We start from the raw sequence: 16804 nt of genomic DNA, 5'->3' as shown, positions 1-16804 counted from the left end.
CTGAGGTTGTGCGGAGGGCGGGTCCGGGAGACCGCTCGGTTCCAGGACCGCTGCCAGGACCGCTGGTTCCGGAGACAGCCGGTTTCTCGGGCGGTCGGTCGGGTGGGAGGCATCGCCGGTTCTGTGGCGTCGCGGGTTCTGCGCTGAGCTCAGGTGTGCAGCAGAGCGCGCAGCGCGTCGCGCTCGGCCCGGCCGGCCGAGGCCGCCCGCAGGGTGGGCGCGGAGCTGACGAGCAGACGGGTGTAGTCGTGCCGCGGGTGGGTGATGACGTCCCGGGCGGCTCCGACCTCCACCAGTTCGCCCTGGTGGAGCACCGCGATGCGGTCGGCGATCCCGGCGACGGACCCGAGGTCGTGCGAGATGAAGACGAGGGCCACGCCGGCGGCTCGGAGTTCCTTGAGAATCCGCAGGACCTGGACGCGGTTCGCGGAGTCCAGAGCGCTGACGGGTTCGTCGAGGAGGATCAGTCGCGGCTCGGTGACGAGCGCCCGGGCCACCGCGACACGCTGCCGCTGGCCCCCGGAGAGCTCGCCGGGCAGCCGGTCGAGCAGTTCCTCCGAGAGCCGCACACGGGCGAGGAAGTCGCGGGCCCTGCCGGCCGCCTCCGTCCGCTCGACACCCTGCACCAGCAGCGGTTCGAGGAGGGACTCCTCGACGGTGAGGTCGGGGTCGAGGCTGCGCAGCGGGTCCTGGAAGACGTACTGGACCACACCCCGCCGGCGCAGTCCTCGCCACTGCCGCGGGCCGTACGCGCTGACGTCCTCGCCGCCGATGACGATCCGGCCCGCGGACGCGCGCACCAGGCCGAGGACCGTGCGGGCGAAGGTGGACTTGCCCGAGCCCGTCTCGCCGATGATCCCGACGGTCTCGCCCGGCGCGACGCTCAGCGAGAGCCCGTGCAGGGCGCGACGACGCCTGCGGCGCCGGCCGTAGTGCACGTCAAGGCCGGTGACCTCGAGGACGGTGTCCGGACGTGTGCCGGTGCCGGCGGACTCGTCCGGGGGGCGTGTGGCGGTCATGAGGCCTCCGTCGGCGTGAGGAACTTCTCCAGGCCGTACTGCTCGTGTTCGGCGATGAGCAACTGGGTGTATTCGTGCCGTGGATGGTGGAGCACCGCCTCCGTCGGTCCGTGCTCCACGACCTCGCCGTCACGCATGACGAGCACCTCGTCGCACAGCTGGGCGACGACGGCCAGGTCGTGGGAGACGACCACCAGGGCGAGGCCGGTGCGCCGACGCAGCTCGGCGAGCAGGTCGAGGATCTCGGCCTGGACCGTGACGTCGAGCGCCGTCGTGGCCTCGTCGGCGATGAGGATCCGCGGATCGGCGGCGATCGCCGTCGCGATCAGGACACGCTGGAGCATGCCCCCCGAGAGCTCGTGGGTGTACTGGCCGTAGACCAGCTCGGGGTCGCGCAACCGCACCGCCCGCAGCAGTTCGACGGCACGACGGCGCGCCTCCCGCCGCTTCAGTCCCTTCTTGACGCGGACGACCTCGGCGATCTGCGGGCCCACACGGATCGAGGGATTGAGGTAGGACGCGGGATCCTGGAAGACCGCGCTGATCGTGGCCCCCCGCAGAGCCGTCCACTGCCGCGGGGTCAGGGTCTCGATGTCGGTGCCGGTGATCTCGATCGAGCCGCCGGTGACCTCGAAGTGCGGGGGGAGGATGCCGAGCGCGGCGCGGCAGGTGAGGGTCTTCCCGCTGCCCGACTCGCCGACGATGCCGACGGCCTTGCCGGGGGTGAGGTCGAAGCTCACCCCGTGGACGATCTCGCGGTCGCCGGCCAGATCGCTGACGCGTATCCCGCGGACGGCGAGCACGGGCGCGGCCGTCGCACCGGTCTTCTCCGTCGTAGCGGTCGTGGCGGGCGCACCCGTCGAACCGGTCGCGGCGGTCGGGTCGGCGGTCGCGGCATCGCGGGTCCTCGCGCGGGCGGTGTTCCGGGACAGCGTCGTCATCACGCACCTCCGGTGGGAACGGGATCGGACGTGCCGGGGCGGTTGGCGCGTGCCTTGCGGTCGTTGACGAACGCCCGGCCGGCCTCGCCGGAGACGTCGCGGATCGCGTCGGCGAGCAGGTTGCCGGCCCAGACCGTCACCATGATCAACAGCGCGGGGGCGAGAGGCGCCCACGGCTGGTAGCCGAGATAGCCCAGGTCCGAGGCGAGCAGGCCGCCCCAGGTGGGCGCGGGGGGCTGGACCCCGATGCCGAGGAACGTCAGGCTCGACACGATGATGAAGCCGACGCCGATGGTCTGGGCGAGCGCGACGGCGATCGGCGGGAGCACCTTGCCCCACACGTGGCGCCGTACGATCCAGCCGATCGAGGCACCGGAGATCAGCGCGGCCTCCACGTACGGCGAGCGGGCCACGGCCAGCGTGGCGGCGCGGGCCACCCGGTAGAAGAGCGGGGAGACCAACGCGCCCGTGACGAACATGGCTTGAGTGATGCCGTTGCCGAGCAGCGCGATCACGGCGACCGCGAACAGCAGGAACGGCAGCGCGACCAGGGTGTCGGCCAGGCGGAGGGTGACCCACTCGAAGACCCGGCCGAGGTAGACCGACAGGATGCCGGGGATCGCGCCTACCACCAGTGCCATCAGGGTGACTTCGAGCGAGCCGAGCACACTGACACGGGAGCCGTCGAGCAGCCGGCTCAGCACGTCACGGCCGAGGTAGTCGGTGCCGAGCCAGTGGGCGCCCGACGCCGCCGCGAGCGTGTGGTCACTGGTCGCGAGGGGATCCTGCGGAGCGAGCGACGGGCCGAGGACCGCGAGCAGGACGATCAGGGTCAGGACGGCGACGGCGATCCGGCCGGACACGAGTGAGAGGACGTGGCGCACCATGGTCATACCCCCCGCTGGGACGCCGGCGTCACACGCGCCAGCACCAGGTTGACGATCAGGTTGAACAGGACGACGAGGACGATCGACACCACGAGGACGCCCTGCACGGCCGGTACGTCACCGGCCTGGGCGGAGTCGTTGGCGAACCTGCCGAAGCCCTGCAGGCCGAAGATCCACTCGGTGACGACGGAGGCTCCGACGAGCGCGGGGAACTTCAGGCCGAGCGTGGCGAGCGCGGGCCCGATGCCATTGCGCAGCACGTGCACCAGGAAGATCCGGCGCGCCCCCAGTCCGCGTACCACCGCGCCCGTCACGTAGTTCTCCCGGTAGGCCGCGACGAGACTGCCGCGCAGTTGACGGGCGACGTCCGCGACGACGTCGAAGCTGAGCGCGATCGCCGGGAGGGTGATGTGCGCGAGCCACGGGCCGAATCCCTGCCGGACCGGGATGTAGCCGGCGGAGGGGAACACATGGAGCCCGACCGCGAGGACCGCGACCAGCACGATGCCGACGACGAAGGCCGGCATCACCGAGATGACCGTGACGAAGCCCGTGATCGCGCGGTCGACCCATGTGGTGCGCCGCAGCGCCGCCACCGTCCCCAGGGCGAAGCCGAGGAGTACGCCGATGACGAGCGCGAACGTCGCGACGGAAAGGCTCACTTCCAGGCCCAGACCGATGAGCGTGGAGATGTCGGCGCCGTTGGTCCAGCTGGTGCCGAGCTGTCCGTGCAGGACGCCGGTGAACCAGTCCCAGTACTGGACCAGGAAGGGCCGGTCGAGCCCCCACTGGGACTCGACCCGGTGGATCGCCTCGGGAGTCGCCTCTTCGCCCAGTTGGATCCGCGCCGGGCTGAGTCCGCTCAGCGACCGCAGCGCGAACGTCACGAACGTCGCGACCAGGAAGACGGGCACGAAGATCGCGATCGACCGGGCGAGGGCGACCAGGACGCGGCCCAGCGTGTGCCGCACCCTGGTCACGGCGACCCCGCGACGGCGGGCAGGCGCGGTCTGTACCGCTGTCGTCGTCATGGAGTTGCCCCCTCTCTGTAGTGGACGGATGTCAGTTGGCGCTGGAGATGGTCACGCCGGTCCAGTCGATGTGGGCCGGGTTCTTCGGCAGGTCCGAGATCGACGTGCTCTTGGCGATGAGGTTCGGCTGCGAGTACGTGAAGACGAGGGCCCCGCTCTTCAGCCCCGCCCGGGTCGCCGCCTGGAGCACCTTGGCGTAGTCCGGCGCGTCCAACGGGGTCTGACGGACCTTGGCGATCGCGGCCTCGAAACCGGCGGGCTCGTAGGGCGAGCTGAGGTTCAGCGGACCGTTGGGACCGAAGTGGGCGGTGAGGGTCTGCGCCGCGGAGTCGCGACCGGTGGTCCCGTAGAGCGAGAACTTCAGGTTCTTCGCGAAGAACGGGGTGGCCCAGTTCTTGTCGACCTTGATGGTGACGGTGATGCCGACCTTGGCCAGCTGGGACTGGACGATCTCGGCCTGCGGGTCGTCCGCGGGGATCACCAGGTCGAGCTTGATGGCGCCCGCCTTGTAACCCGCCTCGGTGAGCAGCTTCTTCGACTTCGCAGGATCGTAGGGGTGGTCGGCCTCGGACTTCGGGTCGTAGGCCACGTACCCCTTGGGGAACGGCTGGTCGGTGACCTCGCCGTAGCCGAACGTCAGCTTGTCCACGAACTCCTGACGGTTGATCGCGTACCGGACGGCGTCGACGACCTTGGCGTTGTCGAACGGCGCCTTGTTGATGTTCAGGCTGAGGTTCGAGGCGTTGAAGCCCGGCTGCACGAAGACGTCGAGGCCGGCCTTCTTGGCGGCCGACGCCTGACTCGGGTCCAGGTCGGCGAAGTTGTAGACGCCCGTCCGCAGACCGGAGACGACCGTGGAGGCGTCCGGAGCGGAGGTCAGCTCGACGTTGTCGATGTGGATGTTCTTCGCGTCCCAGTAGTCAGGGTTCTTCCTGAGGACCGCCTTGGTCCCCGGGATCAGCTGGGTGACGGTGAACGGACCGGCGCCGACGGGGTTCTGGTCCAGCTTCGCGGGATTCTTCGCGGCCAGCGGACTGGCGATCTGCAGCACACGCTCACCGAGCAACTGCGGGATCTGGTAGTCGACCTGGGTCAGGTGCAGGACGGCGTCCAGCCCTTCGGCGTCCACCGTCCTGATGGAGGTCAGGTCGCCGAAGAGCGCCGAGTTCTTCTGTTTCTGGGCCCGTTCGATGGCCGCCTTGACGGCGGCGGCGTCGACCGGCTGACCGTCACTGAACTTCAGGCCGGGGCGCAGATGGAAGGTGATCTCGTCACCCTTCTCGTTGTACTCCCAGCTCCTGGCGAGGTCCGGAACGGCCTTGCCCGTCTCGTCCGTACGGGTCAACGATGCGTAGGTCAGGGCGAGTTCACGGAACTGGGCGCCGCTTCCCCCGACCACCGGGTCCCAGTGGGCCGGGAAGTACGAGGACGTCCACTTCAATGTGGCTCCGCCACCCGCGGCGGCGGTGTCGCCGCCGCACGCGCTGAGGGCGGGTGCGAGCAGGGCGACGAGGGCGGCTGCGAGGGCGGCGGCCCGCGGGCCCCCGGTGCGTCGCGATGAGGGGTGGACCAGTCTGCGGCGGTGGGTGGTGAGTTGGGCGGGCATCGTTCTCTTCCTGTGGTGGGCCCCGGCCCGGACCGCGGCAGGGGGAGCGGAGCGCGACGGGTGGAGCGGAAACGGTGAGGGAGAGGGAGGGAGAAGGAGCGGGGACGGAGGAGCGGGGCGCGGGGCCGTGCTCGAAGCCCGTACGCGCCGTCGACCGTGACCCGGACGGGCGGTCCGGGGGAGGCGACCGCGCACACTCGGGGCGCGCGGCGCTCGGGGCAGGGGGTGTCGGGGGCCCATGGAGGCGGGCCGGGAGAGGGAGAAGGCGTGCGACGGTGCACGCGGGCGCTGGGCGGGGATGCGCTTCGGCGGAGGCGCGGACGCAGGGGGACGGACGCGGCTCGGGCGGGCGGCGGGCGGCCGGTGCCGGGAGCGGCGGTCAGGCGCCTGCGGGCCAGGGGCGGCGGAAGGTCAGCGACAGAGTGCGCTGCTGGTGCGCCGCAGGTCCACGTAGCGGCACACCACACCGGGGTGCGTCGTGAGCATGCTGCACATCCTGGGGGCAGCTTCGACCGGCTGTCAATGGACACCAATTGGTGTCTCATTCGGCGGGACGGTCACTGATCGCAGATCAGAGACCTGCCCGTCAGGGGGAAGTGCTCAGCGGCGGGCGGCGGGATGCGCCGCGGCCTCGTCGGGATGCAGCCACAAGGGGCCGTTGCCGGTCTCCACCCGCACGGCGTGCGCCGGCGGCCACGCACCGGCCGTGAGCAGCCGCCGCTCGGGATCCGTCAGGCTCCGGTAGCGCTCCAGCGCGTCGGCCGGGGAGAGCGGTGCGGGGACCCTCAGCAGCCCGGGACGGAGCGCGTCGACGGCGGCGGCGTACTCCTCGAAGGGCCGCCAGCCGGGCACCGCGCGACACCCCGCGCCCGACCGGACCAGCAGAGTCGGCAGCGCGTACCGGCGCCCGCCGCCGCCGGTCTCCTTGGCCGCGCCGGGATGCGGTGACCCGCCCCCCGGCACCAGCACCTCGGGAACCGGCCGGCGCGCCTCCGCCCGGTCGGCCCGCACCTGTTCCCGCACCGCCCCGGACGCGGCGTCGGTCGTCAGCCGCCGCAGGTCGAGCCCCGGTGTGCCGCGCACCGCGGACAGCGCCAGCGCGGCGGTGTCCGCCGGCTCCCCGAGTACGAACACGGTCTCCCGCAGCCGTCGCAGCACCCGCTCGGCGACGTCACCGCCCTGCCGTTCGGCGGCCTTGGCGACCAGGGAGGAGGGCCAGGAACTGGCCGCCACCCGGCTGAGTCGCCGGGCCCGCGGGGCGTGGCTGTGCGCGCTGATGTCCTCGACGTAGCGCGCGTACCAGGCGGTCTCCGCGGCCGGGTCGGGCGGCGGGTCGTCGTCGTGGTCGAAGAGGATCGCGTACACCCGCCGCCAGCGCACCCGGCCGGCCAGCGCCGCTCGCAAGGCGCGGAAGACGGGCTCGGATCCCCAGGCCCAGGGACACAACGGGTCGGTGTACTCCACCACTTCGACCGCCGGCGGCACCGGCGAGCCCGTCACGCGGCGCCCGTCCGGGCCAGCCCGCCGGCCGCTCCCTCGGGCAGCAGCGACCTCAGGGTCACCCCGCCCAGGACGGCGGCCGCACCCGCTTCGACCTCGCGCCACACCTCCGGCAGCCCCGCCGCGGGACCGGGATAGTCGAGGCCGTCCAGCGGCGCGCCGCGCAGGGTGATCAACTCGCCGTCGACAGCACGCGCGACGTCCAGCAGAGTGATCTCCTCCGCGGGCCTGCCGAGCCAGTAGCCGCCCTCGCAGCCACGCTGGCTGCGCACCAGGCCCGCTCTGCGCAGTTCGCCGACCACGGACTTCAGGAACCGGAACGGGATCTCCTGCGAAGAGGCGATGGCCTCGCAGGTCAGCGGACGGGCGGGTTCACGGGCGAGCTCCAGCAGCGCCCGCATGGCGTAGTCCGCCTTCGCGGAAATATGCATGCGCACATCATGCCTGAGGAGTGTGCGGAGCGAGGGGGCCGAACGGCTCGCGCCCTTCATTGCGGGAACGTTGCCGCAGGTGAACGGCAATGGACACCTCTTGACATCCTTTTCGGGACGGCCCTAGCGTCCCGGTCATGAGCGAGCCGTCGACGACCCCTGGTGAAGGCTTTCACCCGCATCTCCACGACGCCGCGGACCGCGTGGCCGCGCCGCTGCGCACCCGGCTGCACCACGTCCGGTCCGATTCCCTCGACGGTGACACCGCCCAGAGCGGCGGCATGCGCAGGTTCGCGGCCGTCAGCGGGAAGAACGTGGGCTCCGAGAAGCTGTGGATGGGCCAGACCCACGTGGCACCCGCCACCTCGTCGTCCGACCACCATCACGGAGAGTCCGAGACCGCCATCTATGTGGTGAGCGGACACCCCGAGTTCGTCTTCCTCGACGACTCCGGAAGCGAGCCGGAGGAGGTACGGCTGCGCACCTCCCCGGGTGACTACATCTTCGTCCCGCCGTTCGTGCCGCACCGGGAGGAGAACCCGGACCCCGACGACGAAGCGGTGGTCGTCATCGCCCGCAGCACCCAGGAGGCGATCGTGGTCAACCTTCCCCGCCTGTACGCGCTTCCGGCGGACGAGACGTGAACTCCCTTACACCCGACTACAGTCCGCGAGCCCGGCCCTCGGCCGAACGTCCCGGCCCGGGACTGTCGGCCGAGTCTCCCGGCCCCCGGATCAGCGGTCGGTGACACGGGCCAGGACGGCGGCGACCTGATCGCGGACCAACTCCGAGGCCGTGGAGTGGAGTGCGCCGATGTCCGTACGCTCCAGGGTGTGGAGGACCTGCGCGGTGTCCCTGTCGCACTCGACGCTCTCGCAGAGGACCTCGTAGCCGTCCCGGACCGCGATCCTCAGACGGTGGCGTCCGTCGTCGTCGGCGTGCACGGCGGTGGCGACGACGAGGGGCGGCGGTCCGCCCGCGTCGCCGGACACCTTGTGGTAGCCGCTGACCCTCGGTTCACGCCAGTTCAGGCTGAGCAGCAGATGGTGCTTGGCGATCACCTCGGCCAGGTCCGTCTCGTACACCCTGTCCGGTTCCAGCACGGTCGCGCCGGCGTCCAGGACGAGTGCCGCGGGCAGCAGGCAGCGCAGCGTGCTGCCGACGAGGTTGCCCCCCACCGTGGCCGTCCGGCGGACGGCTCCGGTCCCCACCGAGCCGGCCGCCCGCCGCAGTACCTCCGGCACACGGTCGTCGATCCGGTTCAGCACCACGGCGGAGCCCAGCGACCGGGGCCCGATCGCGTTGGCCTCCGGCAGGTTGCGCAGCGACATGGCCCGCTCGGGAAAGCCGTCCCGCTGCCAGGCGGCCCAGACGAGTGTCGCGCCGCCGATCGGCTCCGCCCCCTCGGCCATGCACTCCTGTGCTTCGGACACGGACGTGGGCAGACGCAGCAGCATGGCAGCCGACCCTGCTTTCCTGGGGAGTTGGCGATGGTGGAACGCGGCAGCTCAGCCGTACGAGCGCTGGCACTCGCGCATTCTCCCCACGGATGCGGGGGCGCATGCAGGGCTCATCGTTTCACCTCGTGCGCTCCTCACCCGCAGACGTACGGCGGCCCTTGGAGCGGCCGGTGCGGCACCATCGCGGGCAGAACGCCCGGAGGCCGGAGCCGTACGACCCACTACGGCTCCAGCCTCGCGTCCTTCCCCGCGGACGGGTTCTGTCGGCCTGCTCGGACTACGGGTGCAGCACGACCTTCGTGTAACCCTCGATCCGCTTGTCGAACTTGTCGTACGCCGACGGCGCCTGATCCAGCGGCATTTCATGGGAGACGACGAAGCTCGGCTTCGCCCGGCCCTCGATGATCATGTCGCGCAGGAAGCGGTTGTAGCGCTTCACGTTGCACTGGCCCGTCCCGATCCGCAGGCCCTTCTCGAAGAGCTTGCCGATCGCCACCAGGAGCATGCCGTGCTTGGCCTGTTCGTCCGGGCCGCCGGGGTCGGACGGGACATAGAGTCCGGGTACGCCGACCGCTCCGGTCGCCCGGACCGTCCCCACGAGCGAGTTGAGGACGGTCGCCGGTTCCTCGCGTTCCGTGCCGTGCGCCGTGGCCTGGTAACCGACGGCGTCCACACCCTTGTCCGTGCCGATGCCCTCGGTCCGGTCCTTGATCTGCTCGACGGGGTCGCCCTCGGCGAAGTTGATCGCAACCGCGCCGATCTCCTCGGCCTTCTGCAGCCGTTCGGCGACGCGGTCCACGACGAACACCTTCTTCGCGCCGCGTATCAACGCCGAGTAGGCGGCCATGAGTCCGACCGGCCCGCCGCCGTACACCGCGACGCTCTCGCCGGGCCGGACCTGCGCGAGTTCGCAGCCGTGGTAGCCGGTGGGGAAGATGTCGGCGAGCAGGATGAAGTCGCTCTCGTGTTCCTCTCCCGGTGGGAGCTTCAGGCAGTTGAAGTCGGCGTAGGGGACGCGAAGATAATCGGCCTGACCGCCCTTGTACGGTCCCATGGCCACATAGCCGTAAGCGCCGCCGGCGAAACCGGGATTGACGGTGAGACAGTATCCCGTGAATCCCTCGACGCAGTTGGTGCAGAAACCGCAGGCGACGTTGAAGGGCATGACGACGCGGTCGCCCTTCTTGAGCGAGGTGACGCCCTGGCCGATCTCCTCGATGATTCCCATGTTCTCGTGGCCGAAGACGATGCCGGGCTCGGCAGCGGTGCGACCCTCGTACATGTGCAGGTCCGAGCCGCATATCGCGGTGGAGGTGATGCGTACGATCGCGTCGTTCGGGTGCTGGATGCCGGGCCTTTCGATCTCTTCGACCGCCACGGTGAACGGTCCCTTGTACACAACGGCCTTCATGGCAGGTACCTCCGTCGGGAAAAGCGCGTCCGGTTGTCACCCCCGCCGCTTTCATCGCGTGACCCATCTCTCATGATTGTCCGGTCTGCCCGATCGGACAAGCCGGTAATGTCGGCACGAATGGCATTCCGCTGCCGTGGCGGGAGAATGGAAAGGGAGAGCGAAAGGTGTCAGCACAGAGACTCGGAACCCTGCTTGTCCCCGTACCGGGACTGTCGGGCACCACATACCCTCCCGGGACGACCGTGACGGTCCGCGGTCGAGGCGCCACGGTCGACGCGTTCATCAACGGTGACTGGCTCCCCCTGTCGTGGTGGGAGTTCTCCGACGGCCTCCGCGAGGACATCGCCGACCGCTGATCCCGGCCGCCGCCGACAGCACCCCTCCTGCTCCCGGCGCCGCCCGGGCACCCGGCGGCGCGCGTGCCACCGCACCCGCACACCCCTCGCGGACGGTGCCCGGCGCCGCCTTCGCACACGCCCTCACGGACGGTGCCCCGGTCCTCGCGCCGCCTCCGCACGTACCCCTCGCGGAAGGCGCCCCGCCCGTCGCACCGCATCCGTGTGCACGGTCGCGGACACGGTGCCCCGGTCGTCTCCCTCACCGCACCGGCGCGGATCCGTCGCGGACTTCGCCCCGGTCGTCGCCGGTGAGAGCGTCGGCCCCGGTGTCGGCCACGGCCGAATCGTCGACCTGTGGGTGCGAGCCCGCGTCGTGACCGGCCGGGACGACCGTGTCCGGAGTCAAGGGCGACGCTTCGACGCGCAGCAGTCTCGCGATCCCCGCGGGCAGCCACCAGTTGTACTTGCCGAACAGCGACACCATCGCCGGTACCAGCAGTGCCCGCACCACGGTGGCGTCGAGCAGGATGCCCGCGCCCAGAGCGGTGGCCAGGACCTTGATGTCGGTACCGGGGGCGGCGGCCAGCGCGGCGAACGCGAAGAACAGGATCAGCGCGGCCGAGGTGACCAGCCGCCCGGTGCGTCCCAGTCCGTGCTCCACCGCGTACGACGTCGAACCGGTGCGGTCGTACTCCTCGCGCATCCGGGCCAGGATGAAGACCTCGTAGTCCATGGACAGCCCGAACAGGAACGCGAAGATCAGGACCGGCAGCCAGAACGTCAGCGCGCCGGTCGCCGCGATCCCGAACAGCGCCCCCGAGCCGTGTCCGTCCTGCCAGAACCAGGTGACCGACCCGAACACCGCGGCCACGCTGACCAGGTTGAGCAGCACCGCCTTGAGCGGCAGCAGCAGTGAGCGGAACGTACGGACCAGCAGCACGAAGGTGACCAGGGCGATCAGACCCAGCACATACGGAAAGTTGTCGAAGACCGCCCGCTGGTAGTCGAGGACGACGGCGCCGCGGCCGGCCACGCCGATGTACCCCGGCAGGCCCCTCGTCGCGTTCCGTACCGCACTCACCACGGCCACACTGGTGTTGTCCACCGTCTCGTGCTCGGGCACCACGACCACCTCGGTGACACCGCCCCTCGCGGCCGGGGCGACGACCGCCATCCGGACGCCGTCCACGCGCCCGGCGGCCGTGGCGACCGCGGTGGCGTCCGCGCCGGACCGGACCAGCAACGGCATCGGCGTCAGCACCCCGTCGCCCACCCCGCCGGTACGGAGCGCCGCCAGCGTGTCGTGGGCCACGCCGTCGCGGGCCAGGGAGTCGGAACCGGACTGGCCGATCTGAAGCCCGAAGACCGGGACGATCGCCAGCGCGAGCGCGGCACAGGCGACCCCGGCGGCGGCCCAGCGGTACCGCACGACCCCCCGTGCCCAGGCCGACCAGGCCCGTGAGGTGTGTCCCTCCGTACGGAGCCGGGGCCGGTCGACGCGGGGGCCGGCCACGCTCAGCAGGACCGGCAGCAGGGTGAGTACGACCAGGGTGCTGATCACCGGGATCACCATGCCGCCGAAGCCCATGCTCCTGATCAGCGGCACGTCGACCACGACCAGCGCGACCAGGCTGATCGCGACGGTGATGCCGGAGGCGAGCACCGCTCGTCCCGCCGTCGTCACCGCCGTGACGACCGCTTCGTCGTTCGACCGGCCGCGGGCCCGCTCCTCGCGCCAGCGGGAGACCACCAGCAGTGAGTAGTCGATCGCGACGCCCAGCCCGACGAGAGCGATAAGGAACTGCACGACGAAGGACACGTCCGTGAACGTGGTCAGGCCGAGGACGACCAGGAACGTCGCCAGGATGGACACGCCAGCGATCAGCAGCGGGACCAGGGCGAGGAACGACGCGAACACGAAGACCAGCACCAGCAGCGCGCCCAGCGCGCCGACCAGTGTCTCGCCCAGCACGCTGAGCCCCTTGTCGCCGCCGGTGTCGCTGCCGGCCGCGAGCTGGTTGTAGCCGGTGACGGCGGCCGTCAGACCCCGCTCCCGTGCCGCCGCCCGGACCGTGCGGTCCACAGGATCGGCGAGCGGGTCGTCGAAGCCGGCCGGCTGCGGTCCGTAGACGAGCAGGAACGTACTGTGCCCGTCTTCGGTCAGGAAGTCCGGATCACCGGTGCCGCCGTAGTCGAGCACCTGGACGCCGCCCATCGCGCGGATCCGGTCCGCGACGGCGGTGACGTCCGCGCGAGCGATCGTGCGGCCGGCCGGCGCGGTGAGCACCGGCAGACAGCCCAGATCGGCCGAGACGCCGTAGGTGCGGGCGAGCTCGGCCTGGGTCTCGGAACCCTCCTGGCCGGGCAGCGAGAAGTCCGACGACAGCCGGTCCGGCAGCCGGCCGGCCGCGGTGCCCCCGGCCAGCAGGACGACCAGCCAGAAGCCGATCACCCACCGGCGACGGCGCAGCAGGAAGAGCGCGAAGGTCTGCACGGGTTCTCCTCAGCGACCGGTCCGGAAGGTGGCCATCATGGCCATGTCCTCGTGTTCGAGGTTGTGGCAGTGCAGCAGGTACCGGCCCGCGTAGTCGTCGAACCGGACGGCCACGTCGGCGTACTGCTTGGGCCGGAGATCGATCGTGTCCTTCCACCCGTGGTCGGCGGGACCGGGCGGGCCGCCGTCGCGGGAGAGGACCTGGAAGGGCGAGAGGTGGATGTGTACGGGGTGGTAGGCGTCGGTGGCCAGACGCCAGACCTCCACCTCCCCGAGGCGGGGGGCCGCGTCCACCCGCCGGGGGTCGAACTCACGGCCGTTGATGACCCAGCCGGCCGCGTCCGTCCCCATGCTCGTCACCCGGCCCTTGCGGAACATCCACGGCCGTCTCGTCGCCGAGGCGGTCGGCAGCGGCTCGATCGAGGAGAGCCTCGCGGGTATCCGGCTGTCGTCGGTCGCCCTGCGGGCGACGACGAACCGCATGATCTGCCCGGTCCCGCCCCCTCCCGCCCGGTTGGTGAGCGTCACCCTGGTGCCGACCGGCCAGCCGGAGAAGTCGACGACCACGTCGAACCGCTCCGCCGGGGCGATCGGAAGGGTGGTGTGCCGCAGCGGCGCCGCCAGCAGGCCCTGGTCCGAGCCGATCTGGGTGAACGGGCCGCCGCCGTGGGGTGCGGGGTCGAGGGCGAGCTCGTAGCGGCGGGCGTTGGACGCGTTGAGGATCCGGAACCGGTAGCGCGCCGCGTCGACCTCCAGCTCCGGCCAGGGAGCCCCGTTGACGAGGACGACGTCACCGGCCGCACCGGCCATGTGGTCCGCGTCCACGCCCGCCATGCTGATCAGGCGCGGATCCATCGAGGGGTACCGCAACGATCCGTCCGCGTCGAAGGCGCGGTCGGCGATCATCAGCGGGATGTCGCGCTCCGCACGGGGCAGCGGCAGCGCCGCCTCCTCGTCGTCGGTCACCAGCAGGAAGCCGGCCAGCCCGCGCCAGACCTGGGGACCGGTGAAGCCCATGCGATGGTCGTGGTACCACAGCGTCGCCGCCCGCTGGTCGAGGGGATACGTGTAGTCGCGGGTACCGGTACTGGTCCTGCCGCCGACCGCCTGCTCCGCGAACCGCGCGCCGCCGGTGGCGGGCAGTACGAGATCGGTCGGGAACCCGTCGCTCTCGGGCGGGGTGTGCCCGCCGTGCAGGTGCACGACGGTCGGCACGTCTAGCTGGTTGCGGTAGCGCAGTACGGTCCTGCGCCCGCGTCGCGTCGCGATGGTGGGGCCCGGGAAGATCCCGTCGTACCCCATGATGGCCGTCCGCAGGCCGGGCAGGATCTCCACGCGGGCCTCCCGCGCGGTGATGTCGTAGTAGTCGGTGTCCGCGGTGGTGCGCGCGGGCCGTTTCACCGGGGGGATCGGCAGCGGCGTGCTGAAGCGTTCGGGCAGCTCGGCGGCGGACGTCAGCGTCCGGCCCCCGAACTCGCCGCCGCCCGCGGCGGCGCCCGACTCCGATCCGGGTGATGTGCAGCCGGCGAGCGTGCCCAGCATCCCGGCGCCGCTGAGCGCGGCCGCGGTGCGGAGGAACCGTCGTCGGTCAAGTCCCGGTAACAGCCCAGGTAGTTCGGTCATGGCGCAGACGATCGGGGACGCGAGCCGTCATCGACGTCGTCCGGACGCGGTGGATCCGGCATACCGCGGACGCAGTAGCCCGGTGCGCCGTTCCGTACCGCGACGGGACGACGGCGGCGTGGACGGCCCTCCGATACCGTGCGGCCATGGCTGATGACCTGTTGTCCCGGATGCGCGCACGGGCCGCGTCCCATCCGCAGGGCGTGGACGCGGTGTTCGGCCTGGTGGTCGTCTGCGCGACCCTGTTCGCGGTGCGCTTCGGGCCCTCGGGCCGGGCGCTCGGTGCGGAGGATCTCGTCGCGGCCTCGCTGGCCTGCGCGCTGATCGCCACCCGCCGCCGCTGGCCGTTGCCCGTCTTCTGGGTGGTCACGGTGGTCAGCGCGGCGTTCAACCTGCACGCGGCGCTCGTCGCCCCGCTGCTCGCCACGAGTGTGATCTGCACCTACACGGTCGCCTCCAGGACCACCCGGAGGGTCGCCGTGGTGACCGGCGCCATCACCATACTGACCGTGTACGCCGCGGTCGTCATCGGAGCCGGCCGCAGCTGGACCGATCCGCAGAACGCCGCGATCGTGGCCTGGGGCGGCCTCGCGGTCGCCGTGGGCGGGGCCGTACGGAGCCGCCAGGCGGACCTGGCCGCCGTCGAGGAACGCGCCCGGCAGGCGGAGCACAACCGTGACGAGGAGGCGAGGCGCCGGGTCGTGGAGGAGCGGCTGCGCATCGCGCGGGACCTGCACGACGTGGTCGCGCACCACATCGCCGTCATCAATGTGCAGGTCGGCGTCGCCACCGCCCTCCTCCGGGAGGAGCCCGACGTGGCCGAGGAGGCACTGGCCCACGTCCGGCAGGCCGCTCGCACCGTACTCGCCGATCTCTCCACCGTGCTGGACGTGCTGCGCTCCGGGGAGCCGGGTCACGCGACCGAGCCGCCACCGGGTCTGAGCCGGCTGGCATCGATGCTGGACGCGCTCGGCGCCGCCGGACTGCGGGTCGAGCACCGGCAGGAGGGCGAGGCCCGTCCCCTGCCGTCCGCGGTGGACCTCGCCGCGTACCGCATCGTGCAGGAGTCCCTGACCAATGCCCACAAACACGGCAGTGAACCAGCGGCGCGGCTGCGGATCGACTACACCCCGGCGGGCCTCGCCATCGTCGTCGACAACGCCGCCGCGCACCGGAGGCCGGACGCCCACGGCACCGGGCACGGACTCATCGGCCTGCGGGAGCGGGCCGGTTCGGTCGGCGGGACGGTACGCACCGGACGGGACGACGGCGGCCGGTTCACCGTCAGCGCCTTCCTCCCCGTGACGCCCGACCTCGCCGACCTCGCCGACCGCCCCGACCGGCAGGAGACCCGCACATGACGATCAGAGTGCTGCTCGCCGACGACCAGACGCTCATCCGGGCCGGATTCAGGGTCCTGGTCGACCGCGCGCCCGATCTGGAGGTGGTGGGGGAGGCGACGAACGGCCGTGAGGCGGTCGAACTCGCCGCAGCCACCCGCGCCGACGTGATCCTCATGGACATCCGGATGCCGGAGCTGGACGGCATCGAGGCGACCCGGCTGATCACCGAGGACGAGAACCTGGCCGGAGTACGGGTGTTGATCCTGACCACCTTCGAACTCGACGAGAACGTCCTGCGCGCCCTGCGTGCCGGCGCCAGCGGATTCCTCAGCAAGAGCGTCGAACCCGCGGACCTCCAGGAGGCCATCCGCGTCGTCGCCGGCGGCGAGGCGCTGCTGTCGCCGAAGGCCACGCGCGGCCTCATCGCCCGTTTCCTCGACGAGCCGACGCCCGGGCCGCTGCCCAGTCCGGTGCGACTCGACGGTCTCACCGAGCGGGAGCGCGAGACCATGGCCCTGGTCGCCGCCGGACTCTCCAACGACGAGATCGGCGAGCGGTTGTACGTCTCCCCGCTGACCGCCAAGACACATGTGAACCGGGCGATGATGAAGCTCGGCGCGCGCGACCGCGCCCAACTCGTCGTCTTCGCCTATCAGAGCGGCCTGGTCCGGGCCGGTGACCTTCCTGTGCGGTGACCCCGACGAGGACGGCTCCGCG

At 71.5% G+C, this 16804-nt stretch carries 15 protein-coding genes; 4 read left to right on the top strand and 11 right to left on the bottom strand.

The features are described from left to right. Window positions 1–149 precede the first annotated feature (149 nt). From GFH48_RS03515 to GFH48_RS03485, 7 genes are all read right to left on the bottom strand, one after another. On the bottom strand, window positions 150–1019 hold the full coding sequence (locus GFH48_RS03515) for an ABC transporter ATP-binding protein (RefSeq protein WP_153286831.1): 870 nt from the start codon (window positions 1017–1019) through the stop codon (window positions 150–152). After that, complete coding sequence (locus GFH48_RS03510) at window positions 1016–1960, bottom strand: ABC transporter ATP-binding protein (RefSeq protein WP_153286830.1); 945 nt, start codon at window positions 1958–1960, stop codon at window positions 1016–1018. The genes GFH48_RS03515 and GFH48_RS03510 overlap by 4 nt, the downstream gene beginning before the upstream one ends. Then, window positions 1960–2847, bottom strand: a complete 888-nt coding sequence (locus GFH48_RS03505; protein WP_153286829.1) for an ABC transporter permease — start codon at window positions 2845–2847, stop codon at window positions 1960–1962. The genes GFH48_RS03510 and GFH48_RS03505 overlap by 1 nt, the downstream gene beginning before the upstream one ends. A 2-nt stretch (window positions 2848–2849) precedes the next feature. Continuing rightward, window positions 2850–3878, bottom strand: a complete 1029-nt coding sequence (locus tag GFH48_RS03500) for an ABC transporter permease (protein ID WP_153286828.1) — start codon at window positions 3876–3878, stop codon at window positions 2850–2852. Window positions 3879–3909: 31 nt separating this feature from the next. Continuing rightward, window positions 3910–5484, bottom strand: a complete 1575-nt coding sequence (locus GFH48_RS03495; protein WP_153286827.1) for an ABC transporter substrate-binding protein — start codon at window positions 5482–5484, stop codon at window positions 3910–3912. Between the two features lie 600 nt (window positions 5485–6084). Next, a complete protein-coding gene (locus GFH48_RS03490; RefSeq protein WP_153286826.1) occupies window positions 6085–6984 on the bottom strand; it encodes a DsbA family oxidoreductase in 900 nt (299 codons plus the stop codon). Beyond that, complete coding sequence (locus GFH48_RS03485) at window positions 6981–7415, bottom strand: RrF2 family transcriptional regulator (protein ID WP_153286825.1); 435 nt, start codon at window positions 7413–7415, stop codon at window positions 6981–6983. Before GFH48_RS03485 ends, GFH48_RS03490 begins: the two co-directional genes overlap by 4 nt. 137 nt (window positions 7416–7552) lie before the next feature. Here GFH48_RS03485 and GFH48_RS03480 point away from each other — a divergent pair, with 137 nt between their 5' ends. Continuing rightward, window positions 7553–8059: a cupin domain-containing protein gene (locus GFH48_RS03480; protein WP_153286824.1), complete on the top strand. Its 507-nt coding sequence runs from the start codon at window positions 7553–7555 to the stop codon at window positions 8057–8059. Window positions 8060–8149: 90 nt separating this feature from the next. Here the strand turns inward: GFH48_RS03480 and GFH48_RS03475 are convergent, their stop codons facing one another. Next, window positions 8150–8872 carry an FAD binding domain-containing protein gene (locus tag GFH48_RS03475; protein ID WP_153286823.1) on the bottom strand — a complete coding sequence of 241 codons (723 nt, stop codon included), beginning with the start codon at window positions 8870–8872 and terminating at the stop codon, window positions 8150–8152. Between the two features lie 280 nt (window positions 8873–9152). Further along, window positions 9153–10286: a glutathione-independent formaldehyde dehydrogenase gene (locus tag GFH48_RS03470; protein ID WP_153286822.1), complete on the bottom strand. Its 1134-nt coding sequence runs from the start codon at window positions 10284–10286 to the stop codon at window positions 9153–9155. A gap of 167 nt (window positions 10287–10453) precedes the next feature. Between GFH48_RS03470 and GFH48_RS03465 the strand changes: the two genes are divergently transcribed. After that, window positions 10454–10645: a hypothetical protein gene (locus GFH48_RS03465; protein WP_153286821.1), complete on the top strand. Its 192-nt coding sequence runs from the start codon at window positions 10454–10456 to the stop codon at window positions 10643–10645. A gap of 241 nt (window positions 10646–10886) precedes the next feature. Here GFH48_RS03465 and GFH48_RS03460 read toward each other — a convergent pair whose 3' ends face one another. Together GFH48_RS03460 and GFH48_RS03455 are read right to left on the bottom strand one after the other, a co-directional pair. Further along, window positions 10887–13121 carry an MMPL family transporter gene (locus GFH48_RS03460; RefSeq protein WP_153286820.1) on the bottom strand — a complete coding sequence of 745 codons (2235 nt, stop codon included), beginning with the start codon at window positions 13119–13121 and terminating at the stop codon, window positions 10887–10889. A gap of 9 nt (window positions 13122–13130) precedes the next feature. After that, complete coding sequence (locus GFH48_RS03455; protein WP_228120329.1) at window positions 13131–14744, bottom strand: multicopper oxidase family protein; 1614 nt, start codon at window positions 14742–14744, stop codon at window positions 13131–13133. A gap of 146 nt (window positions 14745–14890) precedes the next feature. On the opposite strand from GFH48_RS03455, the gene GFH48_RS03450 reads away from it, so the two are divergent. Together GFH48_RS03450 and GFH48_RS03445 are read left to right on the top strand one after the other, a co-directional pair. Continuing rightward, window positions 14891–16105 carry a sensor histidine kinase gene (locus GFH48_RS03450; RefSeq protein WP_153286819.1) on the top strand — a complete coding sequence of 405 codons (1215 nt, stop codon included), beginning with the start codon at window positions 14891–14893 and terminating at the stop codon, window positions 16103–16105. Next, a complete protein-coding gene (locus tag GFH48_RS03445) occupies window positions 16102–16782 on the top strand; it encodes a response regulator (RefSeq protein WP_153286818.1) in 681 nt (226 codons plus the stop codon). Before GFH48_RS03450 ends, GFH48_RS03445 begins: the two co-directional genes overlap by 4 nt. Window positions 16783–16804: the final 22 nt, after the last annotated feature.

Source organism: Streptomyces fagopyri, assembly GCF_009498275.1.
GTDB lineage: Bacteria > Actinomycetota > Actinomycetes > Streptomycetales > Streptomycetaceae > Streptomyces > Streptomyces fagopyri.
Note: the sequence above shows the minus strand (reverse complement) of the source record. Positions and strands in the feature narration are given on the sequence as shown.

Excerpts from the sequence above, each read along its gene's own strand:
- GFH48_RS03515 (WP_153286831.1), bottom strand. The coding sequence starts at position 1,019 with ATGACCGCCACACGCCCCCCGGACGAGTCCGCCGGCACCGGCACACGT.
- GFH48_RS03510 (WP_153286830.1), bottom strand. The coding sequence starts at position 1,960 with ATGACGACGCTGTCCCGGAACACCGCCCGCGCGAGGACCCGCGATGCC.
- GFH48_RS03505 (WP_153286829.1), bottom strand. The coding sequence starts at position 2,847 with ATGGTGCGCCACGTCCTCTCACTCGTGTCCGGCCGGATCGCCGTCGCC.
- GFH48_RS03500 (WP_153286828.1), bottom strand. The coding sequence starts at position 3,878 with ATGACGACGACAGCGGTACAGACCGCGCCTGCCCGCCGTCGCGGGGTC.
- GFH48_RS03495 (WP_153286827.1), bottom strand. The coding sequence starts at position 5,484 with ATGCCCGCCCAACTCACCACCCACCGCCGCAGACTGGTCCACCCCTCA.
- GFH48_RS03485 (WP_153286825.1), bottom strand. The coding sequence starts at position 7,415 with ATGCATATTTCCGCGAAGGCGGACTACGCCATGCGGGCGCTGCTGGAG.
- GFH48_RS03480 (WP_153286824.1), top strand. The coding sequence starts at position 7,553 with ATGAGCGAGCCGTCGACGACCCCTGGTGAAGGCTTTCACCCGCATCTC.
- GFH48_RS03475 (WP_153286823.1), bottom strand. The coding sequence starts at position 8,872 with ATGCTGCTGCGTCTGCCCACGTCCGTGTCCGAAGCACAGGAGTGCATG.
- GFH48_RS03470 (WP_153286822.1), bottom strand. The coding sequence starts at position 10,286 with ATGAAGGCCGTTGTGTACAAGGGACCGTTCACCGTGGCGGTCGAAGAG.
- GFH48_RS03455 (WP_228120329.1), bottom strand. The coding sequence starts at position 14,744 with ATGACCGAACTACCTGGGCTGTTACCGGGACTTGACCGACGACGGTTC.
- GFH48_RS03450 (WP_153286819.1), top strand. The coding sequence starts at position 14,891 with ATGGCTGATGACCTGTTGTCCCGGATGCGCGCACGGGCCGCGTCCCAT.
- GFH48_RS03445 (WP_153286818.1), top strand. The coding sequence starts at position 16,102 with ATGACGATCAGAGTGCTGCTCGCCGACGACCAGACGCTCATCCGGGCC.